A 9,136-nucleotide genomic window follows, 5' to 3' on the forward strand; every position below is an offset into this window, starting at 1 on the left:
TGGAACCAAACTCGCGAATTAGCACTACAAGATTTATCTAAAGGTTTAGCGCAATATACCATTGCAGGTATGACCAACAATCTATATTTCTTATATAATATTGCTAACACACCTGCGTTTAAAAACGCTGATGTTGATACCCGTTTTAGGATGGTTTCTAGCACCTGCTTTGGGCACAGCCGAACCGCGCGAAGGTGGGGTGTCGTCACCCATGTCGCGCGACGGTGGTTTGCCACTAAGAAGCTCTTCGATCTCTTTGCCCGTGAGCGTTTCGTATTCGAGCAAGCCCTGGGCGAGAGCCTCGAGATCCTTCTTGCGTTTGGTCAAAATACGCTTGGCTTCTTTGAAGCCATCATCAACCAGGCGGCGAACTTCTTCGTCGATAATCTGGGATGTTTCCTCAGAAACATTTTTCGACTGTGCGACCGAGTGACCGAGGAATACTTCTTGCTGGTTTTCACCGTAGGCAACCTTGCCCAGTTTGTCGGAGAAACCCCACTGCGTAACCATGGCGCGCGCCAGACGGGTGGCCTGGTCGATGTCCGATTGGGCGCCGGAAGTCACGTTCTTTTTCCCGAAGGTCAATTCTTCAGCAACGCGACCAGCCATCATAACCGCCAGGCGCGATGTCATCTCTTCAAATGACATGGAAATCTGATCGCGTTCGGGAAGCTGCATCACCATACCCAATGCACGACCGCGCGGAATAATGGTGGCTTTGTGAATTGGATCAAGAATGTCCGACTTCAACAAAGAGATCAACGCGTGACCAGCTTCGTGATAAGCGGTGTTCTTCTTCTCGTCTTCTTTCATTGCCATGGTGCGGCGTTCAGCGCCCATCATCAATTTGTCTTTGGCGTCTTCAAACTCGGCCATAGTGACAAAACGCCGATTGCGACGGGCTGCCAACAATGCACTTTCATTGACCAAATTCATCAATTCAGCACCAGAAAAACCAGGTGTGCCACGGGCTAGAATTTTCAAGTCCACATCAGGTGCCAATGGCACTTTGCGCACGTGTACTTTCAAGATTTTTTCACGGCCACCAACATCAGGGTTTGGCACCACCACTTGACGGTCAAAACGGCCCGGACGCAGCAAAGCTGGGTCCAAAACATCAGGACGGTTGGTCGCTGCGATCAAAATAATGCTTTCGTTCTCTTCAAAACCATCCATTTCAACCAAAAGCTGGTTCAACGTTTGCTCACGCTCATCGTTCCCCCCGCCAATGCCAGCGCCACGAGAGCGGCCTACCGCATCAATCTCATCAATAAAGATGATACAAGGCGAGTTCTTTTTGGCTTGCTCAAACATGTCGCGCACGCGGCTTGCGCCAACGCCCACAAACATTTCAACAAAATCAGAACCAGAAATGGTGAAAAACGGCACTGCGGCTTCGCCCGCCACAGAACGTGCAAGCAATGTCTTACCCGTACCCGGAGGGCCCACCAACAATACGCCTCTTGGAATTTTGCCGCCCAAGCGTTGGAATTTGCCAGGATCGCGCAAATATTCAACGATCTCTTCCAAATCCTGCTTGGCTTCATCAACACCGGCCACATCTTCAAATGTAATTTTGCCTTGCGCTTCGGTCAGCAATTTGGCGCGTGATTTGCCAAAGCCCATCGCACCCCCTTTGCCGCCGCCCTGCATTTGGCGGATAAAGAAGAACCAAACGGCAATAATAACAATAAATGGCAACCAAGATGACAAGAGGATCGACCAAAATGGGCTACCCTCTGGGTCACGTGCTTCAATGCTCACCCCGCGAGCTTCCAAGCGTGAGATCACATCAACACCGGTTGGGATATTGGTTTCGAATGTGCTGCCATTGTTCAATGTGCCGCGAAGCACATTTTTGGTGATGATCACACTGCTTACATTGCCAGCATCCACCTCAGAGACGAACTCTGAATAGGTGCGATGGCCAATGCTTGCGCTTTGTGTCGTCGTGTTAAAGACCTGAAACAGGCCCAACAAAAGGACCAAAATCACAGTCCAAATGGCGAAGTTTCTAAAATTGCCGTTCATTAATCCTGCCTTGGATTTGTCGCTCCGCGCGTGCGCGAAGCTGATCTCGAAATTAGTTATCGCGAATGTAGGCACCCTGCCCCTCAGTTACAAGGGGCGTTTCGCCTCAGTCTTGGACAACATTGCGTTGCCAAAATCTAACACTAAAGGTGTTAACGTTAGATCAGCGCATTTGGACCAAAAACGCGAAAAATATCCACCCCGTCGGCCAAAACGTGCTCCCCAATGGCCAAAATCTGTTGGTCCGCCACAATAAGGGGCGCAGCTTGAACCGCTTGCATGGGCACATGAGCCAAACCGGGCAATAGAGTGTCCAACATATTGCGTGTAATTTCAATCGCAGGTGCAACACAAACTGGTGATGTCCGATCTTGGGCCACGATAATTTGAAACCGATTATCCCAGCGCACCGAGCTGCCTGCCACCAAAGACATCGATTCGTTTCTCAGTCGCCCCGCCTCGCGAAAAATCTGCACGATCCCGTCTTTGAGAGTTATCCCACAGCCTCCAAGCGTGAGCCCCTTAAAACCAAATATTCCTGCCTGCAAATGCTCATAAAGCGTCTCCACCTGGCTAAGGGTCGGCATTTGGGTCGCACCACCCGCATCATCGAGCGCGCGTGCGAGCAACCGAATGCCAATCTCTGTTGGTTGTTTGATGAGTGCCGACAAGTCAAAAAACAAACACCCAAAAGGATCAATTACAAATTGATCTTCATAAAGCTGCTCGGTCAATTCGTTCAACGCCTGGTCAGCCCGGCGCAAGCGCTTGGCCGACAGACCGATCATATTTGCACTCAAACCAGCCTCTACCATCTTGGGCATAAAGCTGCGCCAGCGCACCCGTTCAAAATGCGCATCTGTGTTTGATGGATCATCGACTGGCGTCAAATCGTTTGCCCGCACAAATGCTTCAAGCTGTAAGTGTGTCACATCCAATAAGGGACGAAATACAAATAAGCCTTCGCGCACACTAATTTTTGCCATGCCCCCGAGGCCGCTCACCCCGCTCCCGCGCGATAAGCGCATCATCACGGTTTCCGCTTGATCATCACTATGATGACCGGTAAGCAAGCAATTGATCCCTAGTTCTTCCATGGCATTGCCGATCAGCCCATAGCGCAACGCACGTGCTTTCTCTTGCAATCGAGATTGTGGGTTGTCTATTTGACCAACGAGTATTTGAACATCAAAGCCTAAATCTTCTGCCACTGTTGCAACAAATTTCGTTTCCAATTTGGCTGCTTCGCGCAACCCATGGTCAACGCTGAACACAACAACTTTGGGCGGCGTGTCTTGCAATTCGCACCAGCGCGCGACCAGCAGCATCAACGCCAAACTGTCAGCGCCACCAGACACAGCAAGGCCAAGTTGATGTTCGTTTTGAACGGGCGCAAAAAGCAAGCTAACCCGGTCAGGATCGTCCAAAGGAAAATCGGTGATCGGCCCGCTTAACATTGGGACTTTCTTTGTTCTTCTTTAACGCGCGCGGTAAAGGCTTTGGCCTGGTTTGGATATTTGCGCAAAACTTCAATGAAAGTGCGGCAGGCGGTTTCTCGCTCACCCGTATTGGCCAAGACAATACCAAGCTTTAACACCATATCTGGTGCCCTTGCTGCATTTGGGAAGCTCTCATAACCCGCCAAGAAAACTTCTGCGGCTTCTTCGTTTTCTCCATTCTGCATCAAAGCTTCACCAAGCCAATGATAGGCATCAGCCGATTGTGGGTGCTTTGGATAAAGGGCGACGAACTGAGAAAACTGATCTTTAGCGAACAAATAGTCACCACGCACAATCGCTTCGTAACCCGCTTCATACTGCGCATCACCGTCCGCTTCGGATAATGTTGTGCCCGGGTTAAAACTCAGATCAAGGGGCTGCCCGCTTTCTTCAAGAACAATTGTGCCAAGCGTTGTTTCTGGTGCACCAAGTGTTTGGGTGTCAGCGGTTGTGGCTTCAGTTTGGGTCTGCGGCAACCCCTCAGACAGCGTCACGCTGTCCGGTTGGGGTGCCGCACTAGTTTTTCCCAAAGAACCGCCTTCCAGTTCTTGGAACCGAAATTCGTAATCCTCTTGCATCCGTTCGATCAACGTCTGCATTTGGGTCAGCTGAAACTGCAAACCTTCTACTTGACCGTTGAGCACCCGCATTTGGTTTTCAATCTGGTCAAGGCGCACATTTATTTGCCCAACTTCGCGGCTTTGCCCAACGCGAATGCGTTGGCTTTGAACAGGCGCCGCTGAACTGCCCAACAGGTTTTGCTGCATGGACAAAATATTGGCACCCAATTGGTCAGCCTGCACACTCAATGCATCAAGCCGCCCATCAACAGATGCAGGGTCCGATTTACCCGCAAAAGCCGAAAGGCTCAGCATGGCACCAACGAGCGCTGCGCCAACCATTAGCGGCACGCGCGATCGCTTTGATTTCATTCTCATTGTCATAGCCACTCCCGTCCAAAGTAAACGTAAACCGCCCAACTGTTGGGCTTTGTTCCTTTGTAAATCTGTTTGGGGACCCACGTAAAACAAAATTGCGACAAAAAAACGCCGGGATCGCATAACGAATCCCGGCGCCAGCCTCCAGTACTGAACGTTCGTCGTGTGATTAAGGCACCAACACCGTCACAGCACGACGATTTTGTGACCAGCACGAAATATCGTTACACACCGCTACAGGTCGCTCTTTACCAAACGCCTTTGTGGTCACACGGCTTGAATTCACGCCCCGGCTAACCAAATAATTGACCACTGCCGAACCACGTCGGGCGCTCAAAGCAATGTTGTACTCACGTGTGCCACGCTCATCAGCGTGACCTTCAATCAGCACGCGATAGTTCGGGTAACGTCCCAACCAAACAGCTTGTTTGTCCAACGTCACTTTCGCTTCATCAGTCAGTATTGAGCTATCGGTAGTGAAAAACACCCGATCGCCAACGCTAACCAAAAACTCTTGTTGCGTGCCAGGAGCCGCCTGCCCTGGCCCAAGATTGCCAACACCGCTATTAGGTGTGCGCGCACAAGCTGAAACAACTGCAACAAGTGCGACAATCAAAATGCCTTTTAATAGGCTGGTGATTTTATGACCCATTTGCATGGTCCTTGCTCCGAAATAGGGAAAATTCTAACGCCAATCTTTACCCCCCGTTATCTTAAAACCGGGTTCTCAAAGAAGGTTAATGCAGACCTAATCAGGCCAGATTATGTCCAATCCTTACAGTTTAAGCGGTATTTCGTGCATTTAGAAATATACAAATGACCGCATGGAGATACTGCCCATATTAACATGTTCGTTAAAAAACGCCAATTGGTCGCCTTCATGGGCAACCGCTGCCACATAAATTGCGGGAGAAAAATGCTCAAATGTTGGGTGTGCTTTTGCAAACAGCGTTTGCTTTGACTGTAATCCAGTTAAACCAGCATGATCCCCATCGCGCAAATAATTCCCAACATAATGGTCAAACTCTAGCGCAAAATCGCGTTGTTCGTCGTCCGCCCGCGCCACATGCAGATTGTGCACCACATTGCCACTGCCGATAATCATAACACCCTTTTCACGGAGTGATCGCAGCTGCGCTGCCAAATCATACTGATCGGCCAAACTCATGCTCATATCTATCGAAAGCTGAAACACCGGCACATCCGCCGCTGGAAACAGATGGCGCAGCACGGCCCACGCCCCATGGTCCAATCCCCACTCCATCGTTTCATGTCCATTATGGTCCTGTAACAAGGCCGCGACTTCACGTGCCGCATCTGGGGCACCAACCGCTGGATATTGCACATCAAACAATTCTTGTGGAAAGCCGTAAAAATCATGGATGGTTTTAGGGCGTTCACTCACTTGAACAAGCGTTGTTCCGCGCGTTTCCCAATGGGCTGAAACACATAAAATGGCTTGCGGGGTTGGCAGCTTTTCACCCAGCTGCTGCCAACTCTTTGAAAATTCATTGCTGGTGATCGCATACATGGGGCTACCATGCCCCAAAAACAGCGCTGGCATTTTTGGACTTGGCTTAAGCTGATCCAGCAAAGCTTGAAAATCGATAACGGCAGGCATAGGGCACAACTCTTTGCTCTCCAGTCCCCGTTTTGAGGACAAAAAGCAAAGCTAAGAGCCACACACCTTTAGATCAAGTACGCACAAAAACCATACCGTGGAACTATTTCAACAATGGTGACCATGTTGGATCCGAGGCGAAAGTCTCTGTTGGGATACGCAATTCATTGCGCCCCCAAATGTCGATTGAATAGAGTTGGGGTCCGCTATCTCCACCCGGATCTTTAAAGAACATGAGTACCCGCCCGTTTGGTGCCCAGGTTGGCCCCTCCATCAAATAACTTGATGAAAGAATGCGCTCACCAGAACCGTCTTGGCGCATAGTGCCAATGTGGAACTGCCCTTCACTTTGTTTGGTGAAAGCAATTAGGTCACCTTTTGGCGACCACACCGGGGTCGAATAACGCCCTTCTCCGAAACTGATGCGCTGCGCACCACCGCCATTTGAATTCATCACATAGATTTGTTGCGAACCACCGCGATCAGACTCAAAGGCCAAACGCGACCCGTCCGGTGAAAAACTGGGGCTTGTGTCAATGGCTGCACCACTGGTTAATGCCGCCGGTTTACGCTGCTGCAAATTCATCAAATAGAGGTTAGTATTTGCGCCATTGGTCACGCTGAACGCTAGATTTTGCCCGTCTGGCGAAAAGCGCGGGGACAAGGTCATCTTGCCAAAATCCGCCACCCTTTGCTGTTTGCCGGTCGACAAATCTAGCAAATAAATCTGGGGCACATCGCCGGCAAAATTCATATAGGAAAGCAAATTGCCTTGTGGCGAATAACGAGGCGTGAGCACAATGCTGTCACCGCGCGTCAAATATTGAACATTGGCGCCGTCTTGATCCATAATCGCCAAGCGTTTTGTGCGGTTCGCTTTGGGGCCACTCTCCGCCACATAGACCACGCGGGTATCAAAATAGCCGCTTTCCCCGGTCAATTTGGCATAAATTGCATCCGCCACAATATGGGCAACCCGACGGGTGTTCTTGCGGTCCGCGGCAAAGCTTTCACCAAAAGCTTGCGCGCCTTCAACAACATCCCACAAGCGCACATCCGCGCGGATTTGCCCACCAACTTCATTGACACTCCCCATCACCAGAGCATCCGCTTGTGCGTTGCGCCACGCACCAAAGTCAGGATTTGCGTTCACATCACCCTGCTTCAACGGTAGTTGACTTTCACTCATCGGTGCAAACAAACCTGAGCGCTTCAAATCCGCAACAACGATCGAGGTGATCTCGGCCGCCAATTGTGGGTCCGATGAAGAAAAAACCGGCACACCGATCGGCATGGGTTCAAAATCGCCACCCGACACAACAATTTTCACCAATGCGCTAGCGGGGTTTGAGAACGCGGCAACGCCAGCACCGGCCATGCCCAGTTTCAACGCCTGTCGTCTGCTCAAATCAATCATGGTTCTTCCTAACAACCTTACATCCTCAAGATGCTACTAGAGCAAATCCTTGGGATCAAATTTAACTTCAATCTGGCGCCACTCATCAAACTTGCTTGCATCCAGTGTGTAGGGCGCGCACCGTCTCACGGCCCGTTGCGCAGCGCTTGCGGTGGCAACGCCGACGCTATTTTGGATGGAGATCTCCAACACTTGCGGTGTACCCGCAACAGATCCATCCCGGTTCATATCAATCAACAAACGCACAAATAGCCCATCAACTTCTTTCGCCGAAATTGGTACCAACCAGCATTTGCGCATTTGCGCAGCAAGCGCGGCTTTTTCCGATTGGGTCAACCGCGCTGCAGTACCAGTTGTCTTGCCTGCCGTTTTGGTGCCCCCACTTCCTGTGGTTGCGCCGCGACTATCTTCTTTGTTGATAATGTCAGAAATCTTGTCCGCTTTTTCCGCATTGTCCGTTGTTTTTGACGTCTCGGCTTTGGGTGCAGATTGTGAACGCGCTTGGTCCAAAGCAGCCGTCAACATTGGCGGGCTTGGCGCCTGCACTTCCGCTTCCGTTGCTGCATCATTTGCCGCAATCACCTGCTCAATTGGGTCTGGCACTTGTGGCGCTGGCTCTGGTGTGGGCACGGGCTCCGGCGCAGGGGTTGGCGCTGGTGGCGTTGGCACAACAGGCTCAGGCTCTGGCACCACTTCAGGCTGTGGCCGCACAGGAATATTTTCCACCGGTTTTGGCTCAATCACCGGCTCCGGTTGCGGTTCTGGCGCTGTTTGATCTGTTGGCGCAGGCGTTACATTTTGAGTTTCTTCAGGCTTGGCCTGGTCTTCTTGTGTATTCCCCGTCGGTTCAGCAATTTGGGCAGCTTCAGTGCTGTCGACCGCTGACGGGGTTTCCGTTTCAATAACGGTACTATCAAGCGATCCAAACCGAACGTTTGAAATGCTTTCAATCGGCACCAATTCAATCGGGATCGCCTCAACTTCCGTTGGGTCAAACGGCTCCGCGCCGCCGAGCGACAATAGCCCGACAGCCAACAAGGCCGTGTGAAGTGCAACTGAAATGCCTAAACCGATCCGCATGCTGGCTACTGCCCCTGCTCCTGCTCGGTAATCAAGCCAATTTTGGTATATCCAGCGCCAGACAATTGGCCCATGACTTTCATCACAGAACCATAGTCAGCAACGGTGTCACCGCGCACATAAATACGTTCGTCCGTGCCATTTGGTGCTGCGGCTTCAATTGTTAAGATCAGCTCTGCTGGGTCAATCTTGTCTTCTCCAACATAAATATCGCCCGACGATGTAACCGAAACGGTGACCGGCTTGCTTTCTGTATTCAAAGACTTTGCTTGGCTTTGGGGCAGATCAATCGGCACACCAACGGTCAGCAAAGGCGCTGCCACCATGAAGACAATCAAGAGCACCAGCATCACGTCCACGAGAGGGGTAACGTTGATTTCGCTCATGGGCTGACTTTTGCCGCGCCGTCCTCGACGCCTGTTCGAGCGACCACCGCCCACGCTCATACCCATTACTGACCTCGGCTTTCGAGTTGTCGGGTCAGAATAGACGAGAACTCATCAGCAAAGCCTTCCAATCGTCCGTTCAACTTGTTCGCGTCGCTTGAAAG

The 9,136-nt window shown here is 51.1% G+C and carries 8 protein-coding genes and 1 pseudogene; all 9 read right to left on the reverse strand.

Annotated elements, in window-relative coordinates; translation table 11 throughout:
- Positions 1–90: 90 nt before the first annotated feature.
- Positions 91–2,031, reverse strand: a complete 1,941-nt coding sequence (gene ftsH / locus Q0231_RS09595; RefSeq protein WP_299347392.1) for an ATP-dependent zinc metalloprotease FtsH — start codon at positions 2,029–2,031, stop codon at positions 91–93.
- A 158-nt stretch (positions 2,032–2,189) separates the two neighbouring features.
- Positions 2,190–3,488 carry a tRNA lysidine(34) synthetase TilS gene (gene tilS, locus Q0231_RS09600; RefSeq protein WP_299347394.1) on the reverse strand — a complete coding sequence of 433 codons (1,299 nt, stop codon included), beginning with the start codon at positions 3,486–3,488 and terminating at the stop codon, positions 2,190–2,192.
- Positions 3,482–4,474 carry a tol-pal system protein YbgF gene (gene ybgF / locus Q0231_RS09605; protein WP_299347396.1) on the reverse strand — a complete coding sequence of 331 codons (993 nt, stop codon included), beginning with the start codon at positions 4,472–4,474 and terminating at the stop codon, positions 3,482–3,484. The genes tilS and ybgF overlap by 7 nt, the downstream gene beginning before the upstream one ends.
- A gap of 163 nt (positions 4,475–4,637) precedes the next feature.
- The gene (gene pal / locus Q0231_RS09610; RefSeq protein WP_299347398.1) at positions 4,638–5,120 is read right to left on the reverse strand and encodes a peptidoglycan-associated lipoprotein Pal; all 483 of its coding nucleotides are present in this window, start codon (positions 5,118–5,120) and stop codon (positions 4,638–4,640) included.
- Between the two features lie 150 nt (positions 5,121–5,270).
- On the reverse strand, positions 5,271–6,089 hold the full coding sequence (gene ygiD, locus Q0231_RS09615; protein WP_269394828.1) for a 4,5-DOPA dioxygenase extradiol: 819 nt from the start codon (positions 6,087–6,089) through the stop codon (positions 5,271–5,273).
- 103 nt (positions 6,090–6,192) lie between these two features.
- Entirely contained in the window at positions 6,193–7,506 is a 1,314-nt protein-coding gene (gene tolB / locus Q0231_RS09620; RefSeq protein WP_299347401.1) for a Tol-Pal system beta propeller repeat protein TolB, read from the reverse strand.
- A 36-nt stretch (positions 7,507–7,542) separates the two neighbouring features.
- Positions 7,543–8,586, reverse strand: coding sequence for a hypothetical protein (locus tag Q0231_RS09625; protein ID WP_299347403.1), 1,044 nt, complete (start codon positions 8,584–8,586; stop codon positions 7,543–7,545).
- A 5-nt stretch (positions 8,587–8,591) separates the two neighbouring features.
- Positions 8,592–9,038, reverse strand: a complete 447-nt coding sequence (gene tolR / locus Q0231_RS09630; RefSeq protein ID WP_299347405.1) for a protein TolR — start codon at positions 9,036–9,038, stop codon at positions 8,592–8,594.
- A pseudogene (locus Q0231_RS09635) lies at positions 9,038–9,136 on the reverse strand (protein TolQ); the annotation flags it as partial. The gene tolR and the pseudogene Q0231_RS09635, both read right to left, overlap by 1 nt.

The organism is uncultured Maritalea sp. (genome assembly GCF_937139385.1).
Classification (GTDB): Bacteria; Pseudomonadota; Alphaproteobacteria; order Rhizobiales; family Devosiaceae; genus Maritalea; species Maritalea porphyrae_A.